At 66.1% G+C, this 19,412-nt stretch carries 13 protein-coding genes and 1 pseudogene; 13 read left to right on the top strand and 1 reads right to left on the bottom strand.

Translation table 11 applies throughout. From position 1 onward, the window contains the following. The first annotated feature begins 4 nt into the window (after positions 1-4). Entirely contained in the window at positions 5-610 is a 606-nt protein-coding gene (locus ITJ49_RS10335; RefSeq protein ID WP_055961824.1) for an ANTAR domain-containing response regulator, read from the top strand. A gap of 186 nt (positions 611-796) precedes the next feature. Here the strand turns inward: ITJ49_RS10335 and ITJ49_RS10340 are convergent, their stop codons facing one another. After that, positions 797-1,150 (bottom strand): hotdog fold thioesterase, encoded by a 354-nt coding sequence (locus ITJ49_RS10340; protein ID WP_084816109.1) that lies wholly within the window; start codon positions 1,148-1,150, stop codon positions 797-799. Positions 1,151-1,308: 158 nt separating this feature from the next. Between ITJ49_RS10340 and polA the strand changes: the two genes are divergently transcribed. The 12 genes and pseudogenes from polA to ITJ49_RS10400 form a co-directional block, all read left to right on the top strand. After that, positions 1,309-3,996: a DNA polymerase I gene (gene polA / locus ITJ49_RS10345; protein ID WP_194604805.1), complete on the top strand. Its 2,688-nt coding sequence runs from the start codon at positions 1,309-1,311 to the stop codon at positions 3,994-3,996. Positions 3,997-4,130: 134 nt separating this feature from the next. Beyond that, entirely contained in the window at positions 4,131-4,442 is a 312-nt protein-coding gene (locus tag ITJ49_RS10350; protein ID WP_194604808.1) for a PTS lactose transporter subunit IIB, read from the top strand. A 36-nt stretch (positions 4,443-4,478) separates the two neighbouring features. Then, a complete protein-coding gene (locus tag ITJ49_RS10355; RefSeq protein WP_194604811.1) occupies positions 4,479-6,182 on the top strand; it encodes a DUF885 domain-containing protein in 1,704 nt (567 codons plus the stop codon). A 216-nt stretch (positions 6,183-6,398) separates the two neighbouring features. Then, positions 6,399-7,850 carry a 30S ribosomal protein S1 gene (rpsA, locus tag ITJ49_RS10360; protein WP_055957825.1) on the top strand — a complete coding sequence of 484 codons (1,452 nt, stop codon included), beginning with the start codon at positions 6,399-6,401 and terminating at the stop codon, positions 7,848-7,850. Between the two features lie 229 nt (positions 7,851-8,079). Continuing rightward, entirely contained in the window at positions 8,080-8,703 is a 624-nt protein-coding gene (gene coaE, locus ITJ49_RS10365) for a dephospho-CoA kinase (RefSeq protein WP_194604814.1), read from the top strand. 109 nt (positions 8,704-8,812) lie between these two features. Beyond that, positions 8,813-10,879, top strand: a complete 2,067-nt coding sequence (gene uvrB / locus ITJ49_RS10370) for an excinuclease ABC subunit UvrB (protein WP_055957819.1) — start codon at positions 8,813-8,815, stop codon at positions 10,877-10,879. Continuing rightward, a complete protein-coding gene (locus ITJ49_RS10375; RefSeq protein WP_055957816.1) occupies positions 10,869-11,789 on the top strand; it encodes an SDR family NAD(P)-dependent oxidoreductase in 921 nt (306 codons plus the stop codon). The genes uvrB and ITJ49_RS10375 overlap by 11 nt, the downstream gene beginning before the upstream one ends. Before the next feature lie 47 nt (positions 11,790-11,836). After that, positions 11,837-14,965, top strand: a complete 3,129-nt coding sequence (gene uvrA, locus ITJ49_RS10380) for an excinuclease ABC subunit UvrA (protein ID WP_370544455.1) — start codon at positions 11,837-11,839, stop codon at positions 14,963-14,965. Between the two features lie 6 nt (positions 14,966-14,971). Then, complete coding sequence (uvrC, locus tag ITJ49_RS10385) at positions 14,972-16,945, top strand: excinuclease ABC subunit UvrC (protein ID WP_194604818.1); 1,974 nt, start codon at positions 14,972-14,974, stop codon at positions 16,943-16,945. Between the two features lie 55 nt (positions 16,946-17,000). After that, complete coding sequence (gene rapZ, locus ITJ49_RS10390) at positions 17,001-17,882, top strand: RNase adapter RapZ (RefSeq protein ID WP_194604821.1); 882 nt, start codon at positions 17,001-17,003, stop codon at positions 17,880-17,882. 158 nt (positions 17,883-18,040) lie between these two features. Next, positions 18,041-19,021, top strand: a complete 981-nt coding sequence (gene whiA / locus ITJ49_RS10395; RefSeq protein ID WP_194604824.1) for a DNA-binding protein WhiA — start codon at positions 18,041-18,043, stop codon at positions 19,019-19,021. Positions 19,022-19,329: 308 nt separating this feature from the next. Beyond that, positions 19,330-19,412, top strand: a pseudogene (locus ITJ49_RS10400) (superoxide dismutase); the annotation flags it as partial.

The raw sequence follows: 19,412 nt of genomic DNA on the forward strand, positions 1-19,412 counted from the left end.
AATCGTGAGTGACCTAGAAGCAACACCAGCAGCTCCCCGCCGAGTAGTCGTCGCCGAAGACGAGTCACTCATCCGTCTCGACATCGTCGAGATCCTTCGCGACAACGGCTTCGAGGTCGTCGGCGAGGCGGGCGACGGCGAGACTGCGGTCGCCTTGGCCACCGAACTTCGTCCCGACCTGGTGATCATGGACGTCAAGATGCCCAAGCTCGACGGCATCTCCGCGGCCGAGACTCTGTCGAAGAATCACATCGCTCCCGTGGTTCTCCTCACCGCCTTCAGCCAGAAGGAGCTCGTCGAGCGCGCCAGCGAGGCGGGCGCCCTCGCCTACGTCGTCAAGCCGTTCACCCCCAACGACCTCCTGCCCGCGATCGAGATCGCTCTCTCGCGCTACACGCAGATCATCACCCTCGAGGCCGAGGTCGCCGACCTGGTCGAGCGCTTCGAGACGCGCAAGCTCGTCGATCGCGCCAAGGGTCTGCTGAACGAGAAGATGGGTCTCACCGAGCCCGAGGCCTTCCGATGGATCCAGAAGGCGTCGATGGATCGCCGTCTCACCATGCACGATGTGGCCCAGGCCATCATCGAGCAGCTCAGCGTCAAGAAGTAGCTGTACTCACCGCGGCGGCCGGTTCCCTCTGGGAGCCGGCCGCTTCTGCGTGCCCGCCCCTCTCAGTCGAATTTGAAGGAGATTGTCGCCCTCGAGCCCGCAGATCCCTATGAATTCGTCAGCTCACCGACGTTTCTCCTTCAAATTTGCAACGGGGGCGCGGCCAAGGCTCCAGCCAACAGCCGCCTAAGAGGTACGCGCATCTCGAAGGATGTTGGTGATCCGCACCGTCGAGAGGCGCCGCCCCTCCTCGTCGGTCATGACGATCTCGTGCGTCGTCAGCGTGCGGCCCAGGTGGATCGCGGTGCACGTGCCCGTGACGACGCCCGACGAGGCGGCTCGGCTGTGCGAGGCGTTGAGCTCGATGCCCATGGCGATGCGGCCCGGCCCGGCGTGGACGCTCGCGGCCATCGACCCGAGCGACTCGGCGAGCACGACGTGAGCCCCGCCGTGCAAGATGCCGACCGGCTGCCGATTACCGTCGACCGGCATGGTGGCGACCGCGTGCTCAGCGCTCAGCGCAACGATCTCGATGCCCATCTTCTCGGCGAGCTCGCCGGCGCCGCGGCCGTCGAGGAAGGCGAGGGCGGCGGGGCTGAACGGCTGGTCGGTCACGATTTCTCCAGGGCGGCGAGACGGAAAAGAGCCCAGGATCCGAGGCCAAGACGAGTGTCGGAGGGGGCGGCTAGGCTGACGGGGTGCCGAGCTCAGAAAAGCCTACCCTTCTCGTAATCGACGGTCATTCCCTGGCCTTCAGGGCCTTCTACGCCCTGCCCATCGACAGTTTCGTCAATCGCGACGGCCAGCACACGAACGCCATCCACGGCTTCATCTCGATGCTGCTCAACCTGCTGAAGAACGAGAAGCCGACTCACTTGGCGGTCGCCTTCGACATCTCCCGGTATTCGTTTCGCACGCGTGAATACCCCGAGTACAAAGGCACCCGCAACGAGACTCCGGTCGAGTTCGTCGGTCAGATCCCTCTGCTCGAAGAGGCGCTGCACGCGATGGGCATCACCACGATCACCAAAGAAGACTTCGAGGCCGACGACATCCTCGCCACCCTCGCCGCCCGGGGGTCGTCCGGCGGCTACAAGGTGTTCGTGGTCTCGGGTGACCGCGACGCCATCCAGATGGTCAACGACGACGTCACACTGCTCTACCCCTCGGCCCGTGGCGTCACCGACCTCACGCGCTACGACCGCGACAAGGTGTTCGAGCGCTACGGCATCGAGCCCCACCAGTATCCCGAGGTCGCGGCCCTCGTCGGTGAGACGAGTGACAACCTGATCGGCGTCGACAAGGTCGGCGAGAAGACGGCCGTGAAGTGGATCAACCAGTTCGGCTCTCTCGACGAGGTCGTGGCGCACCGCGACGAGATCAAGGGCGTCGTCGGCGACAAGTTCCGCGAGCAGTACGACCGCGCTGTCCGCAACCGCAAACTCAATCGTCTCGTCACCGACGTCGATCTGCCGGTCGGCCCCGATGATCTCGAGCGACGCCCGATCGACGTGCCCGCCGTGCGCGAGGTGTTCGATCGACTGCAATTCCGCACGCTGCTCGAGCGCGTGGTCGCGTTGGCCGAGGGCGGTGCCGCCGGATCCTCGGCTCCCGCCGCAGGCGTCTCCGCCGAGCCTGAGGCACCCTCCGGCCCCGTCGTCCCGGTCGTTCGCACACTCGTCGACGAAGAGCTGGCGCACTGGCTGCGCACCCACGCCGCCGCCGACAAACCGCCGGTCGGCGTGTCGGTCGAGTACGGCAGCGACGGCACAGTCACCGGCCTCGGCATCGCGGCCAGCGACGATTCGGTCTACATCCCCTGGGCGGCGGGCCGAGGTGACTACGTGGCTCTCGAGGCGTGGCTCGACGCCGACTCACCCAAGGTCGTGCACGACGCCAAGCGCGCGTACAAGGCGCTCAAGCGAGTCGGTCTCACCCTGACCGGCCTCGTCGGCGACCCGCGCATCGCCGCGTGGCTCCTGCGACCGGGGCGTACTTCGTTCGCACTGGCCGACCTTGTCTACGAGCACCTGGCCGAACGCATGCCGGTCGCCGACCCCGACCAACTCGTACCCGCCGACGACGCCGGCGGTGCCGCTGCCGAGGCGTGGTTCGCCCTCCGTGTCTCAGCCGAGCTCGACGAGCTGCTCGACGAGGGCTCCCGGGGCGTGTTGCGCGACCTCGAGCTTCCGCTCGTTCCGGTGCTCGGCGATATGGAGCTCACGGGCGTGGCGACCGACCGCCCCGCTCTCCGAGCCCTCTCTGCACGCCTCGCCGACACGGCGGCGACGCTCGCGGCCGAGGCATTCGAGGTAATCGGCCGTGAGGTCAACCTCGGCTCGCCCAAGCAGCTGCAAGAGGTGCTGTTCGAGCAGCTCGACATGCCGAAGACCCGCTCCATGAAGACCGGCTACTCGACCGATGCCGCCTCCCTCGCCGACCTGCAAGAGAAGCACCCCCATCCCTTCCTGGGTCTCCTGCTCAAGCATCGCGACGCCACGAAGCTGCGCCAGATCATCGACACCCTCGACAAGGCGATCGACGACAACGGCCGCATCCACACGACCTACGACCAGACGGGCACGACCACCGGCCGTATCTCGTCGATCGACCCGAACCTGCAGAACATCCCGGTCAAGACCGCGGTCGGCCACGAGATCCGGGCCACGTTCCAGCATGGTCCCGACTATCAGACGCTCCTGACGGCCGACTACTCGCAGATCGAGATGCGCATCATGGCGCATCTCTCGGGCGACGAAGGCCTCATCACCGCGTTCACCGAGGGTGAAGACCTGCACCGGTTCGTCGGGGCCCGCATCTTCGGCGTCGAGCCCTCCGAGGTCAGCCCCGCGATGCGCACCAAGGTCAAGGCCATGTCGTACGGCCTCGCCTATGGGCTGAGCGCCTTCGGGCTGTCGAAGCAGCTGCGTATCGAGACCGCAGAGGCGAAGCAGTTGATGACCGACTACTTCTCGCGATTTGGGGCGGTGCGCGAGTACCTCCGCAACGTCGTCGAGCAGGCCCGCGACGACGGCTACACCGAGACGATCTTCGGGCGTCGGCGCCCGTTCGCCGACCTGAAGTCGTCAAACCGCGTGCTCCGTGAGAACGCCGAGCGCGCCGCTTTGAACGCGCCGATCCAGGGCTCCGCCGCCGACATCATGAAGCGCGCCATGCTCGGCGTCCGCTCTGAGATCGACCAGCGCGAGCTGCAGTCGCGGGTGCTGCTGCAGGTGCACGACGAACTCATCGTCGAGGTCGCCGAGGGCGAGGCCGAGATAGTCGAAGACGTCGTTCGGCGCCGGATGGGCTCGGCGGCCGAGCTCCGTGTTCCCCTCGACGTCTCGGTCGGCCTCGGCGAGAGCTGGGATGCCGCGGCGCACTGACTGACCGCTGCCCGAGCGCTCGGGCTCGGGCGGCGCTCACGTGCTTCTCGAGCATCGTGCCTCCCGCCTCGTGGGCAACACACCCTCGCGCGGAGCATCATTGGATAATCCCCGCCGCCGACCTAGGAGCTACCGTGGCCACCCTCGATGGAGCACACGTCAAGAAATTGGTGGTTGCTTGCGACGCCGGCATGGGCTCCAGCATCATGCTCGCGACCACGCTCAAGAAGCAGCTGAAGAAGAGCGGGGTCGAGGTCTCGCACTCTGCCGTTCACGAAATCCCCGCTGACGCCGACGTCGTCGTCACGCAGAACAACCTCGCCCTACGTGCCCGACAGGCTGCTCCCGAGGGCACTCCCGTCGTCCCGTTCCAACTGTTCATGGGCGATCCGGCCGTCACCCGCCTGGTCGAGGCCATTCAGTCGGGCTCGTCGATCGAGCTGTAGAGAGCCGATGGGGGAGGCTCTAGCTAGGCTCGGTACATGAGCACCGACGCCACCGCCCCCGTCCGTTCGAGCACCCCTATCGATGCCATCGCCGAGCGATGGGTCGACACCCTGGTCGACCTCAGTCCCGACTGGGCCATCTGGCTCGGGCGCGAGGGCGGGCCCAACCGCTACGCCGACTACTCACCGGAAGGCCAGGCTCGGTATGTAGCGGCCGTCCGTGAAACTCTCGCAGAACTCGAGGCGACCGAGCCCGCCGACGATGTCGACCGAGTGACCAAAGACGATCTCACCGCCTCGCTCCAACTGGACCTCGAGTACGACGAGCGGCACCTGCAGCTTCGCGACCTCAATGTCATCGCCTCCCCGGCGCAGGGCATCCGCGACGTCTTCGACCTGATGCCCACGGCGACCGAGGCCCACTGGAAGGCCGTCGCCGGTCGCCTGGCCGAGGTCGAGACTGCCCTTCACGGCTACACGATCACGCTCGTGCACGGCATCGACGAGGGCATCGTCCCCGCGAAGCGTCAGGTCGAGGCAGTGGCGGAGCAGTGCGTGCGCAACACGGCCCAAGACGGCTTCTTCTCGACGTTCGCCGCGGACCCTCGACTCGAATCGGGAGAGCCGGTGTCGGAGGCCCTACGCGACGAGCTCTCGGCGAACGCCGCCAGTGCCGCAGCCGCCTACCTCCGCTTCCGGGCATTCCTACTCGAGCAGTTGCTTCCGGCCGCCACCGAGCACGACGGAGTCGGTCGCGAGGCCTACGAGCTGCACTCGCGGCGCTTCCTCGGTGCCACCGTCGACCTCGACGAGACCTACGAGTGGGGTCGCGTCGAACTGGCGCGCATGACCGCCGAGCAGGAGGCGATCGCCCAGATGATCGAGCCGGGGGCCACGGTCGAGCGCGCCATCGAAGTTCTCGACGCCGACGACTCCCGCAGCCTGCACGGCACCGCTGCTCTGCAGAGCTGGATGCAAGAGACGAGCGACAGGGCGGTCGACGAACTGGGCCGGACCCACTTCGACATTCCCGAGGCCATCCGTACGCTCGAGTGCCGCATCGCCCCGACCAAAGACGGCGGCGTCTACTACACCAGCCCGAGTGACGACTTCTCGAGGCCCGGACGCATGTGGTGGTCGGTTCCTGTCGGCACGACGCGCTTCACGACCTGGCGGGAGAAGACGACGGTCTACCACGAGGGCGTGCCGGGGCATCACCTGCAGCTCGGCCAAGCCGTCTACAACAGAGCGTCGCTCAACACGTACCGTCGATCGATCGCCGGCACCTCCGGCCATGCCGAGGGCTGGGCGCTCTACGCCGAGCGCCTCATGGACGAACTCGGCTACCTCGCCGACCCCGCCGACCGCCTGGGTATGCTCGACGGCCAGCGCATGCGGGCCGCACGAGTCGTGATCGACCTCGGTGTGCACCTCGGCAAGGAGTTCCCGGGCACACCCTCTCGAGAGGCCGGCGGCGCGTGGGACCACGCCAAGGCACTCGCATTCCTGATGGACAACGCCCACGAGGCCGAAGCGACCCTGCGATTCGAGATCGACCGCTATCTCGGCTGGCCCGGGCAAGCTCCCTCGTACAAGGTCGGCCAGAGGGTCTGGGAGGATCTGCGGGCCGAGCGGGCACGGCGCGAGGGCGACTCGTTCGACGTTCGTCGATTCCACTCCGAGGCCCTCGCGCTCGGGGGAGTAGGCCTCGATACGCTGCGCCGAGCGCTCCTCGGCTGACGTCGGGCGCGCGCTCGGCGACTTCTCACGGCGCTCACTGACATGCCGCGCACCGCAGGTTGATCGCGGGGCCGGCTAGCCGTTAGAATCGCTGGGCGCAAACTGCGTCGAATCATCCGCACGCTGCACTCTCACACACGCCTGGCACGCCGACTCCGGTCGATCCATGTCAGCGAGATGCGGCCCGAGAAATGCCCAAAACGGAGCAACCACTACATGACAATCGTAACGACCAAGGCACCCAAGCAGGTCGCCATCAACGACATCGGATCTGCTGAAGACTTCCTTGCCGCGGTCGAAAAGACTCTCAAGTTCTTCAACGACGGAGACCTCATCGAGGGCACCGTCGTCAAGATCGACCGCGACGAGGTTCTCCTCGACGTCGGGTACAAGACCGAGGGTGTCATCCCCTCTCGCGAACTCTCGATCAAGCACGACGTCGACCCCACCGAGGTCGTCAACGTCGGCGACACGGTCGAAGCCCTCGTCCTTCAGAAGGAAGACAAAGAAGGCCGCCTGATCCTCTCCAAGAAGCGCGCTCAGTACGAGCGCGCGTGGGGAGACGTCGAGAAGATCAAAGACGCCGACGGCGTCGTCACCGGAACGGTCATCGAGGTCGTCAAGGGCGGTCTCATCGTCGACATCGGTCTTCGAGGCTTCCTGCCCGCGTCGCTCATCGAGCTTCGCCGAGTGCGCGACCTCACGCCGTACCTCGGCCAGGAGATCGAGGCCAAGATCCTCGAGCTCGACAAGAACCGCAACAACGTGGTCCTGTCGCGTCGCGCTCTGCTCGAGCAGACGCAGTCCGAGAGCCGCACCTCGTTCCTCAACAACCTCCACAAGGGCCAGGTCCGCAAGGGCATCGTGTCGTCGATCGTCAACTTCGGTGCGTTCGTCGACCTGGGCGGCGTCGACGGTCTCGTCCACGTCTCCGAGCTCTCCTGGAAGCACATCGAGCACGCCTCCGAGGTCGTCGAGGTGGGCCAAGAGGTCACCGTCGAGATCCTTGAGGTCGACCTCGAGCGCGAGCGCGTGTCGCTGTCGCTCAAGGCCACCCAGGAAGACCCGTGGCAGGTCTTCGCTCGTACGCACGCCATCGGTCAGGTTGCTCCCGGCAAGGTCACGAAGCTCGTTCCGTTCGGTGCGTTCGTTCGCGTCGCCGACGGCATCGAAGGTCTCGTCCACATCTCCGAGCTCTCCGCCAAGCACGTCGAGCTCGCCGAGCAGGTCGTGTCGGTCGGCGACGAGGTGTTCGTCAAGGTCATCGACATCGACCTCGAGCGTCGCCGCATCTCGCTGAGCCTCAAGCAGGCCAACGAGGGTGTCGACCCCGAGGGCACCGAGTTCGACCCGGCTCTCTACGGCATGCTCACGGAGTACGACGACCAGGGCAACTACAAGTACCCCGAGGGCTTCGACCCCGAGACCAACGAATGGCGCGAGGGCTTCGAGTCCCAGCGCGAGAAGTGGGAGCAGGATTACGCTGCTGCCCAGGCTCGCTGGGAAGCACACAAGAAGCAGGTTGCCGCTTCGCTCGTCGAAGAGGCCACCGCGTTCGAGGCCCCGACCGGTTCGTCCTTCTCGGCCGAGTCCGCTTCGGGTGCCGGCACGCTCGCCGACGACGAGTCGCTCGCCGCTCTGCGTGAGCGTCTCTCGAGCAACAACTAGTCACACCGCCAGCCCCTCGGGGCTCGGCATCCGCAACGGCGACTCACCCTCGGGTGGGTCGCCGTTCGGCGTTTGGCGATGCGGCGGCGCGGCGGTGCCACCCTTGGCCGCGCGAGATGGCCGGATCTCCCGACTCGAGCGCCGATACCCGTCGTCTCGGCCATCTCGCCATCACGATGGCGGCGACACCGACCAGCCGAGCTTCTCGGGCGGGCACTAGGGTGTTGCTGTGTTCGTAGTAGGACTGACCGGCGGGATCGCAGCAGGCAAGACGCTCGTCTCGACGCGGCTCGCCAGCCACGGCGCGGCGCACATCGACGCCGACAAGCTCGCGCGCGAGGTCGTCGAGCCGGGCAGCGCCGGGCTCCGGGCAATCGCCGAGCGATTCGGGCCGACCGTGCTGGGCGACGACGGTTCGCTCGACCGGGCCGCGTTGGGGTCGATCGTCTTCGCGGATCCTGATGCCCGACTCGCTCTGGAGGCGATCACTCACCCCGCCGTCCGTCAGCTGAGCCAGCAGCGCATGCGTGAGGCAGTTGCAGACGACGCCTCCCGGGTCGTGGTGTACGACGTTCCGTTGCTCGTCGAGTCTCGCGGCGCGGGGGAGTTCGACCACGTCGTGGTCGTGCACACGCCGCGTGACGAGCGCATCTCGCGCCTCGTCGACCTGCGCGGCATGACCCGGGCCGATGCCGAACGCCGCGTGGATGCGCAGGCGACCGACGAAGCCCGGCTCGCTGTGGCCGACGACGTCATCGACTCCTCGACGAGCATCGAGTCGACTCTCGAGCAGACCGATCGACTTGCCGAGAAACTGCAGGCTCTTGCCCGCGCGAAGGTGTCTCGACAGTAGGCGGGACGGCCCGAAAATACCCGAGGATCCGACGCCTGTTCGCTCCCAGCACCCCGGGGCTGGCTGCTCGAGTCGGACGAGTGTCGGCGGTCGCTCGTAGACTTGTTCTATGGAACCGACTCGCAGTGTGCGCCCCTTCGAAGTGGTCAGCGAGTACCAGCCGAGCGGCGATCAGCCTGCCGCTATCGCTGAGCTCGCCGGCCGTATCAACGCCGGAGAAACCGATGTTGTCCTTCTCGGCGCCACCGGTACGGGCAAGTCGGCGACCACGGCGTGGCTCGTCGAGCAGGTGCAGCGCCCCACGCTCGTCCTCGCCCACAACAAGACCCTTGCGGCCCAGCTGGCCAATGAGTTTCGCGAACTCTTCCCGCACAATGCGGTCGAGTACTTCGTGTCGTACTACGACTACTACCAGCCTGAGGCTTACGTGCCTCAGACCGACACCTTCATCGAGAAAGACTCCTCGATCAACGCCGAGGTCGAACGGCTGCGTCACTCGACGACCAACTCACTACTGAGCCGGCGCGACGTGATCGTGGTCTCGACCGTCTCCTGCATCTACGGTCTCGGCACCCCCGAGGGGTACATGGAGGCGATGATCGCCCTCCAGGTCGGTATGTCGATTCCGCGCGACCAGCTCGTTCGGCGATTCGTGGCGATGCAATACCAGCGCAACGACATCGACTTCTCCCGTGGCAATTTCCGCGTGCGAGGCGACACGATCGAGATCATCCCGATGTATGAGGAGCTCGCGATTCGCATCGAGATGTTTGGCGACGAGATCGAGGCGCTGTACTACCTGCATCCCCTCACGGGTGATGTCGTCCGCACGATCGACGCGGTCTCCGTGTTCCCCGGGTCGCATTACGTGGCGGGCACAGACGTCATGCATCGCGCCATCGGCACGATCAAAGAGGAGCTCGCCGAGCGGCTCGCCGAGCTCGACAAGCAGGGCAAGCTGCTCGAGTCGCAGCGGCTGCGCATGCGCACCACGTTCGACCTCGAGATGATGGAGCAGATCGGCTTCTGCAACGGCATCGAAAACTACTCAGCACACATCGACGGCCGTCAACCAGGCGAGGCTCCGCACTGTCTGCTCGACTACTTCGCCGACGACTTCCTCGTGGTCATCGACGAGTCGCACGTCACCGTGCCCCAGATCGGTGCCATGTACGAGGGCGATGCCTCACGCAAGCGCACCCTCGTCGACCATGGCTTCCGCCTTCCGAGCGCGCTCGACAACCGCCCTCTTAAGTTCGAGGAGTTCCTCAACCGCGTAGGCCAGAAGGTCTACCTGTCCGCGACCCCGGGGCGCTACGAGCTCGGCATCACCGACAGCGTCGTTGAGCAGATCATCCGCCCGACCGGCCTCATCGACCCCAAGATCATCGTCAAGCCGTCCGAAGGCCAGATCGACGACCTCCTCGAAGAGATCAAGATCCGGGTCGATAAAAACGAGCGGGTGCTCGTCACGACCCTGACGAAAAAGATGTCCGAAGAGCTCACCGACTTCCTCACCGAAGCCGGCGTCCGGGTGCGGTATCTCCACTCCGATGTCGACACGCTTCGTCGCGTGGAGCTCCTGACCGAGCTCCGTCAGGGCGTCTACGACGTCCTGGTCGGCATCAACCTTCTTCGAGAGGGCCTCGACCTTCCCGAGGTGTCTCTCGTCGCGATCCTCGACGCCGACAAAGAGGGCTTCCTGCGATCGTCGACGTCGCTCATCCAGACGATCGGCCGCGCAGCCCGCAACGTGTCGGGTGAGGTGCACATGTACGCCGACAAGATGACCGATTCGATGGCTCAGGCTCTCGACGAGACCGAGCGGCGGCGCGACAAGCAGATCGCCTACAACCTGGAGCGTGGCATCGACCCGCAGCCGCTCCGCAAGAAGATCGCCGACATCACCGAGATCCTGGCCCGGGAGGGCGCCGACACGGCCGAGCTCCTCGCTGGCCGGCAGGGCTCCAAGCGGGCCCCGACGCCGAACCTGCGCCGTGAGGGGAAGGCCGCTGCCGCCGCTGGCGGTATCGAATCGATCATTGCCGACCTCAACGACCAGATGCTCCAAGCCGCGGCCGAGCTGAAATTCGAGTTGGCCGGGCGTCTCCGCGACGAGGTCGCCGAGTTGAAGAAAGATCTTCGCGGCATGGAGGCGGCCGGGCATGTCCGCTGAGTCCGACGACGGGTCGCCGAGGCGTCGCGTCGTCGTCACGGGAGCAAACGCCGGTCTCGGGTATTTCGTGACCGAGCAGCTTGCCGCCACGGGAGTGACCGTCGTCATGGCGTGCCGTGATCGGGGCCGGGCCGAGGCAGCTGCCTCCCGCGTACGCGAGCGCGTTCCCGGGGCCGATCTCGAGATCGTCGTCGCCGACCTGGCCGACCTCGACTCGGTCCGCCGGGCCGCCCTCGAGATCCGGTCCGGGGGAGCGGTCGACACCCTCGTGGCCAACGCCGGAGTCGTCGGTTCACGGAAGCGCGCCACTACGGCCGACGGTTTCGAGCTGCAATTCGGTACGAACCACCTCGGGCACTTTGCTCTGATCGCTCACCTGCTCCCCGACCTGACGGCCGCTGACGCGGGGCGGATCATCCACCTCGGCAGCATCAGCCACCGGTGGGTCCGGCTCGACCTCGACGATCCGATGATGGTGAGCCGCTACCGCAACTATGTTGCCTACGCCCGGTCGAAGCTCGCTGTCATGACGTTCGGGTTCGAGCTCGACCGCCGTCTCCGCGAGGCGGGTTCATCGGTTCGAAGCATCGTCGCCCACCCCGGCTTCGCCCTCGAAAACCTCACCGAACAGCGCCCCGGCATCGTCCGGCGGCGATGGTTGCCCGCACCCGTCGTGGGGCTGATGCGCACGGTTTCGCAGGGCAAAGACCAGGGCGCTCGCCCGCTGACGCTGGCGGCGACGGGCGCCGACGTCGCCGGCGGGGAATACTGGGGGCCAGACGGGTGGTTCCAGCTCACCGGCGCTCCCGCGGTTGTTCGGGCGAAGAAACACGCTCGCAACCGCAGGGCGGCAGCGCGGCTCTGGAACCTCTCTGCCCGTCTCACCCGCCTGCAGCCCATCATCGGCTGAGCCTCCACTTTTTCTCACCACCGCCTCACGAAGGCCCCCTCCCTAGAATGGACAGAGTGTCGATTTCACCCGCCAACAAGGCCGCCAGCGTGTCTCAGAAGCGTGACTCCACGAACCAGGATTCCCAGAACAAGGGTTCCGAGAAACGCGATGGCGCTCCCACCGGCATCGAGGGCAGCGACATCACCGCCGTCGACTTCAGCACCGTTCACGCGAGCATCGCCGATCCCGGTGACGTTTCGACTCTGAGCGTTCAAGGCGCGCGCGTCCACAACCTCCAGAACGTCGATCTCGCCATCCCTCGAGACTCGCTGGTTGTCTTCACGGGCCTGAGCGGATCGGGCAAGTCGTCCCTCGCGTTCGACACGATCTTCGCCGAGGGGCAGCGGCGCTACGTCGAGTCGCTCTCGGCCTACGCTCGTCAATTTCTTGGCCAGGTCGACCGACCCGACGTCGACTTCATCGAGGGCCTGAGCCCTGCCGTGTCGATCGACCAGAAGTCGACGAACCGCAACCCGCGCTCGACCGTCGGCACGATCACCGAGATCTACGACTACATGCGCCTTCTCTGGGCGCGCATCGGCGTGCCCCACTGCCCCGTCTGTGGTGAGCCGATCGCCAAGCAGAGCGTGCAGCAGATCGCCGACCAGCTGATGACCCTCGAGAGCGGGCGCCGCTTCCAGGTGCTCAGTCCGATCATCTCCCAGAAGAAGGGCGAGTTCGTCGACCTGTTCAAAGAGCTCGCGTCGACGGGCTACTCCCGTGCAATCGTCGACGGCGAGCAGATCCAGCTGAGCTCACCGCCCAAGCTCAAGAAGCAGATCAAGCACGACATCTCCGTCGTCGTCGACCGCCTCGTCTCGTCCGACGACATGCTGCAACGTCTCACCGACTCGCTCGAGACAGCCCTACGCCTGACCGACGGCCTCGTGACGATCAACTTCGTCGACGAGGTCGGCACGGCCGCCTACCGGATGTTCTCCGAGAAGCTCTCCTGCCCGAACAACCACCCGCTTCAGCTCACCGAGATCGAACCGCGTACGTTCTCGTTCAACGCCCCGTTCGGCGCGTGCCCCGAGTGCTCCGGCCTCGGTACGAAGATGTCGGTCGACTCCGACCTCCTCCTTGGCGACGAAGAGCTCAGCCTGGCCGAGGGCGTGATCCTGCCCTGGACCCAGTCGGGCAAGGGCCTCTACAACTACTTCCAGAAGCTCCTCGAGGGTTTGGCGGGCGACCTCGGCTTCAAGCTGAAAACCCCCTGGCGCGATTTGTCGCCCAAGGTGCAGAAGGCCGTGCTCGAGGGCAACGACTTCGAAGTGACCGTTCGCTACCGCAACCGCTTCGGCCGCGAGATGAAGTACTCGACTGGCTTCGAGGGTGTGATGCCCTACATCGAGCGCAAGTACGCCGAGGCCGAGAGCGATTCGCAGCGCCAGCGCTACGCAAGCTACCTCCGCGAGATTCCCTGCGTCGTCTGCAAGGGCAAGCGCTTGAAGCCCGAGGTCCTGGCGGTGCTGGTGAACGGCCACAGCATCGCCGACGTCTCCGAGCTCAGCCTCACCAACTCGTTTGCCTTCATGAACGACATCGAGCTCACCACCCGAGAGGCGCGCATCGCAGCTCAGGTGCTCCGTGAGATCCGCGTCCGACTGGAGTTCCTGCTCGAGGTCGGTTTGACGTACCTCTCGCTTTCGCGGTCGGCCGGTTCCCTCTCCGGCGGCGAGGCCCAGCGCATCCGTCTGGCAACCCAGATCGGCTCCGGCCTGACCGGTGTGCTCTACGTGCTCGACGAGCCGTCGATCGGTCTGCACCAGCGCGACAACCGTCGGTTGATCGACACCCTCGTGAAGCTCAAGAACCTCGGCAATACGTTGATCGTGGTCGAGCACGACGAAGACACCATCCGCACCGCCGACTGGATCGTCGACATCGGCCCCGGAGCGGGCGTCAACGGCGGCACAGTCGTGCACTCGGGGAGCTACGAGGCGCTCCTCGCCAACACGTCGTCGTACACCGGCGACTATCTCGCGGGGCGACGCTCCATCGCGACGCCCACGAAGCGCCGCCCGATCGACAAGAAGCGCATGATCACCGTGGTTGGCGCGCGGGCCAACAACCTCGCCGACGTGACGGTCGACTTCCCCCTCGGAACCTTCGTCGCCGTCACCGGGGTGAGCGGTTCCGGAAAGTCGTCGCTGGTCAACGACATCCTCTACAAGGTCCTCGCTAACAACTTGAACGGCGCTCGTCAGATCCCCGGCAAGCACACTCGGGTCACCGGCCTCGACAACCTCGACAAGGTCGTGCATGTCGACCAGGCCCCGATCGGCCGCACCCCGCGGTCGAACCCGGCCACCTACACCGGTGTCTTCGACAAGATCCGCAACCTCTTCGCGGAAACGGTCGAGGCGAAGGCCCGCGGGTATCTGCCGGGCCGGTTCAGCTTTAACGTCAAGGGTGGGCGCTGCGAGAACTGCGCGGGTGACGGCACCATCAAGATCGAGATGAACTTTTTGCCCGACGTCTACGTGGCCTGCGAGGTCTGTGGCGGAGATCGCTACAACCGCGACACCCTCCAGGTGCACTACAAGGGCAAGAACATCTCCGAGGTGCTCGACATGCCGATCAGCGAGGCCGCCGAGTTCTTCGCCCCGATCAGCTCGATCTCGCGGTTCATGTCGACCCTGGTCGACGTCGGTCTCGGCTACGTCCGACTCGGTCAGAGCGCCACGACTCTCTCGGGTGGCGAGGCGCAGCGCGTCAAGCTGGCGACAGAGCTGCAGAAGCGCTCCAACGGTCGAAGCATCTATGTGCTCGACGAGCCCACGACGGGCCTTCATTTCGAAGACGTCCGCAAGCTCCTGCTCGTGCTGAACGGCCTCGTCGAGAAGGGAAACACGGTCATCACCATCGAGCACAACCTCGACGTGATCAAGTCGGCTGACTGGCTGATCGACATGGGCCCCGAGGGCGGTGCCGGCGGTGGTCGTGTGCTGGCAACGGGAACTCCCGAGCACCTCGCGACGGTCCCCGAGAGCCACACGGGTCGCTTCCTCGCAGAGATCCTGTCGATGCCGAGGGGCGAGATTCCCGCACCGGCGAAGAAGGGGTCGATCGACGCCGCGTCGGGCTCTAAGGCGAAGGGGCGCCCGCGCACCAAGGCCTTGGCGAAGTAGGCGGCGATGTCGAACACTGTCTCTTGGCGCCCCAAGGCGAGCGATATTCCCACCGAGCCCGGTGTGTATCGATGGCGCGACGAGCGCGGTCGAGTGCTTTACGTTGGCAAGGCGAAAAATCTCCGAGCCCGACTGAGCAACTACTTTGCTCCGCTGCCGTCTCTGCACGAGCGGACTCGACGAATGGTGCTCACCGCCAGGAGCGTGGAGTGGACCACCGTCGGCACCGACATCGAGGCACTCCAGCTCGAGTACACCTGGATCAAGGAGTTCGACCCGCCCTTCAACGTCAAGTTCCGTGACGACAAATCGTATCCGTTCATGGCGATCACGCTGGCCGATGAGGCGCCCCGCGTGATGGTGACCCGCAACACCCGCATCAAGGGCGCCAAGTACTTCGGCCCGTTCCCGAAGATCTGGGCGGTGCACGACACCATCGACATGATGATCAAGGTCTTCCCGATCCGGACCTGCTCCGACTCGAGCTACAAGAAGGCCATGGAGACCGGCAAGCCCTGCTTCCCGGGTCAGATCGGGCGGTGCGGCGGCCCGTGCTCCGGGCGCGTGACGATTGACGAGCACCGCGTGATCGTCGACGAGTTCGTACGCTTCATGGGCAGTTACGACCGTCGGGTGATCGCCGACCGACAGAAGCAGATGAAGCTCGCGGCCGAGGAGTTCCGTTACGAAGACGCCGCGAAGTACCGCGATCAGGTCGGCGCCCTCGAAGCGGTCCTCGAGAAATCGGCCGTGGTGCTTCGCGACTCGGTCGATCTCGACCTCTTCGCGGTGGCGGAAGACGAGCTCGCCGCGGCGGTTCAGCTCTTCACGGTCCGGGGCGGTCGCATCCGCGGTGCACGAGCGTGGGTGATCGACAAAGAGATCGAGATCTCGACCGGAGACATCGTCGAGCAGGCTCTCCAAGACGTCTACGCCGCCGGTGCCGAACTCCCGCGTGAGATCGTCGTGCCGACCCTGCCCGACGACTCCGAGGCTCTCGAGGTCTGGCTCTCCAACCTCCGGACGACCGGCAGCACAGACGGCCGGGTCCGGGGGCGTGTGGCTCTGCACACACCTCAGCGGGGCGACAAAGCCAACCTCATGCAGACGGCGTCCAACAACGCCGGCCAGGCCCTGATGCTCTACAAGACCAGACGCAGTGCCGACTTCGCCACTCGTTCGACGGCTCTGGCCGACATTCAGGAGGCTCTCGGCATGGGCGACGCACCGTTGCGCATGGAGTGCTACGACGTGTCGCACCTGCAGGGCACCAACATCGTCGCGTCGATGGTGGTCTTCGAAGACGGTCTTCCTCGCAAAGACCAGTACCGCCGCTTCAGCATCCCTTCGTCGACCGACGACACCGAGTCGATCTATCAGACGCTCACACGGCGCCTCGCGCGACTCGACGACGAGACGGCACCGGTCGAAGAAGTGGGGGAGCAGCGCAAGCGCTTCGCGTACCGCCCCAATCTACTGATCGTCGACGGTGGCCAGCCCCAGGTCGCGGCCGCGCAGCGCGCGATGGACGACCTCGGCGTGACCGGTATTCAGCTCTGCGGCATCGCGAAACGACTCGAAGAGATCTGGCTCCCCGACGACGACTTCCCGGTCATCCTGCCTCGCAACTCCGACGCGCTGTTCCTCATCCAGCGGATCCGAGACGAGGCGCACCGGTTCGCGATCACGTTCCAGCGACAGAAGCGCAAGCGCGACATCTCGAGTCAGCTCGCCGAGATCCCCGGATTGGGCGCCACCCGCGTCAGTGTCCTCCTCAAGCACTTCGGGTCGGTGGCGCGCCTCAAGAAGGCCACTGCCTCCGACATCTCCGAGGTGAAAGGCATCGGTCCGAGGCTCGCGGCGAGCATCGTCGAGACGCTGGGCACGGCGTCGCAGCCGGCCACCTCAGAGACAGAACCAGAAGACCCCGACGAGCTTCAGGATCCTGCGCTGCCGCCTTCGACACGAGAGACTGGGTGATGCGCGGCCCGGGTAAGCTCGCCCCGTCGTCGAGAAGCCAGCGAGAGGCCCGGCCGTGAGTGAAACCACCGAACAGCAGGACGTCCTGATCGTCACCGGCATGTCGGGAGCAGGGCGGTCGACAGTCGGAAACGCGCTCGAAGACCTCGGCTGGTACGTCGTCGACAATCTTCCTGCGCAGATGCTGCGACCACTGATCGACCTGGCTGAGCGGGCGGGCGACTCGTTGCCGAAGATCGCGGCCGTCGTCGATGTGCGTGGCGGGCGGCTCTTCTCCGAGGCGCAGGAAGCCGTCCGGGCGTTACAGGAGTCCATGCCCACGAAGGTTCGGGTGCTGTTCCTCGATGCGACCGATGCGGCGCTCGTGCGCCGGTTCGAGCAGGTCCGCCGACCGCACCCGCTCCAGGGCGACGGCACCCTTCTGGATGGCATCCTGGCCGAGCGAAGCCGAATGGAAGAGCTTCGGGAGTCGAGCGACATCGTCGTCGACACCTCCGAACTCAACATCCACCAGCTCGCCACCGTCATCACCGAGCGCTTCGCCGCACCCGAGACTCCGGGCGTGCAGGTGACGGTGCTCAGCTTCGGCTTCAAGTACGGCCTGCCGACCGACGCCGACATGGTCGGCGACGCACGATTCCTGCCCAATCCTTTCTGGGTGCCTGAGCTCCGGCCGCAGAACGGCCTCGACAAGGAAGTCAACGAGTATGTGCTTGGCCAACCGGGAGCCCGCGAGTTCGTCACCGCTTTCGGTGCTGCGCTCGAGCCGGTCATGGCCGGCTATCAGCGCGAAAACAAGAGACACGCTACGATCGCCATTGGCTGCACGGGCGGAAAACACCGATCGGTGACCCTCGTCGGAGAGCTGGCCGCGCACCTGCGCGAGCTCCCCGGAGTAGCCGTCAGCGTCAAACACCGCGACCTCGGTCGAGAGTGAGACGGTGATCTCCTCCTGACCGCGACAACCCGGCTCAGGGCCACCACCGGGCACGATGCCCATGGCCAGAACCCTCGGCCATCCACCTGTTCGATCGAGCAGACCGCCACGGCGGCCACCACCCCGGCCGCCCACTCCGACCACGTAAGGAACCACCCTTGGCTCAGACCGCCGACGTCAAAGAAGAACTCGCCCGCGTGGAGGTCTCGAAGACCACGGTGCGGGCCGCCGAGGTGGCCACGGTTCTTCGCTTTGCCGGTGGTCTCCACGTGATCTCCGGGCGTATCGCCGTCGAAGCGGAACTCGACAGCGCGCTGCTCGCCCGGCGAGTCCGCAAAGATCTCGCCGAGCTCTACGGTGCCCGGAGCGACGTCTCGGTCGTCGCCGCCACCGGCCTGCGCCGCACCAGCCACTACCTCGTCCGCGTGCACGAGGCCGGCGAGACCCTCGCACGACAGACCGGCCTCATGGATGCCCGCCGACGTCCTGTCCGCGGCCTCCCGAACCGTCTCACCACTGGCTCCCGCGAAGACCTGGCGGCGATCTGGCGCGGCGCGTTCCTCGCCCAGGGCAGCCTGACCGACCCCGGTCGCTCCGCCGCCCTCGAAGTGGTCTGCCCCGGCAACGAAGCGGCCATGGCACTCGTCGGCGCAGCCGGTCGCCTCGGCATCGCCGCGAAGGCGCGCGAGGTCAGGGGAGTGCACCGCGTCGTCATCCGCGACGGCGAAGCCATCGGCGCCATGCTCAAGCAGATGGGCGCTGCCAAGAGCGTGAGCGACTGGGAGGCGCTTCGCCAGCGACGCGAGGTGCGCGCCACGGCCAACCGCCTCGTCAACTTCGACGACGCCAACCTCCGACGCTCGGCCCAGGCCGCGGTCGCCGCCTGCGCTCGTGTCGACCGTGCGATGGAGATCCTCGGGCCCGACATCCCCGACCACCTCAAGTACGCCGGCGAGCTCCGCCTCGCTCACCGCGACGCCAGCCTTGACGAGCTCGGCCACCACGCCGACCCGCCCATGACCAAAGACGCGGTCGCCGGTCGCATCCGACGCCTTCTCGCCATGGCCGACAAGAAGGCCGCCGACGAGGGCATCCCCGGTACCGAGGCGAATCTGCCGGCCGACCTCGATCTCGACTGAGTCTTCTTGGCCGGCGGAGGTCGGGTGCCGCCAGCGCGAATGTGCGCAAATGGGCCCCTGCCGAAGCTGCAGACGACCATATGGGCACTGTGGAGGTAGCTCGGGTGTCGGGCAGACGAGGATCCAGCACACGTGTGGCGGATCCTGCGCCCCTGGCCCGTCGGCCGCCCCGAGCGTGTCGGGGGCCAGCCTCCCTGGCCAATACCGACCAGATCAGCACGACGTTTCCTGAACGTTCGCGCCAGGCCCGATCATCGTTCTCTGAGCCGTCACTAGACTGAAATGACCGCGATAGCTAGGAGACCACGATGGCCGAATACACTCTTCCCGACCTTGCCTACGACTACTCGGCCCTCGCGCCGAGCATCTCGGGCCGCATCATGGAGCTGCA

The organism is Frondihabitans sp. VKM Ac-2883 (assembly GCF_015350875.1).
In the GTDB taxonomy this organism is placed as follows: domain Bacteria; phylum Actinomycetota; class Actinomycetes; order Actinomycetales; family Microbacteriaceae; genus Frondihabitans.

Coding starts and splice junctions, on each gene's coding strand:
- uvrA (WP_370544455.1), top strand. CDS start 11,837: ATGGACAGAGTGTCGATTTCACCCGCCAACAAGGCCGCCAGCGTGTCT.
- ITJ49_RS10375 (WP_055957816.1), top strand. CDS start 10,869: ATGTCCGCTGAGTCCGACGACGGGTCGCCGAGGCGTCGCGTCGTCGTC.
- uvrB (WP_055957819.1), top strand. CDS start 8,813: ATGGAACCGACTCGCAGTGTGCGCCCCTTCGAAGTGGTCAGCGAGTAC.
- ITJ49_RS10355 (WP_194604811.1), top strand. CDS start 4,479: ATGAGCACCGACGCCACCGCCCCCGTCCGTTCGAGCACCCCTATCGAT.
- rpsA (WP_055957825.1), top strand. CDS start 6,399: ATGACAATCGTAACGACCAAGGCACCCAAGCAGGTCGCCATCAACGAC.
- ITJ49_RS10340 (WP_084816109.1), bottom strand. CDS start 1,150: ATGGGCATCGAGATCGTTGCGCTGAGCGCTGAGCACGCGGTCGCCACC.
- uvrC (WP_194604818.1), top strand. CDS start 14,972: ATGTCGAACACTGTCTCTTGGCGCCCCAAGGCGAGCGATATTCCCACC.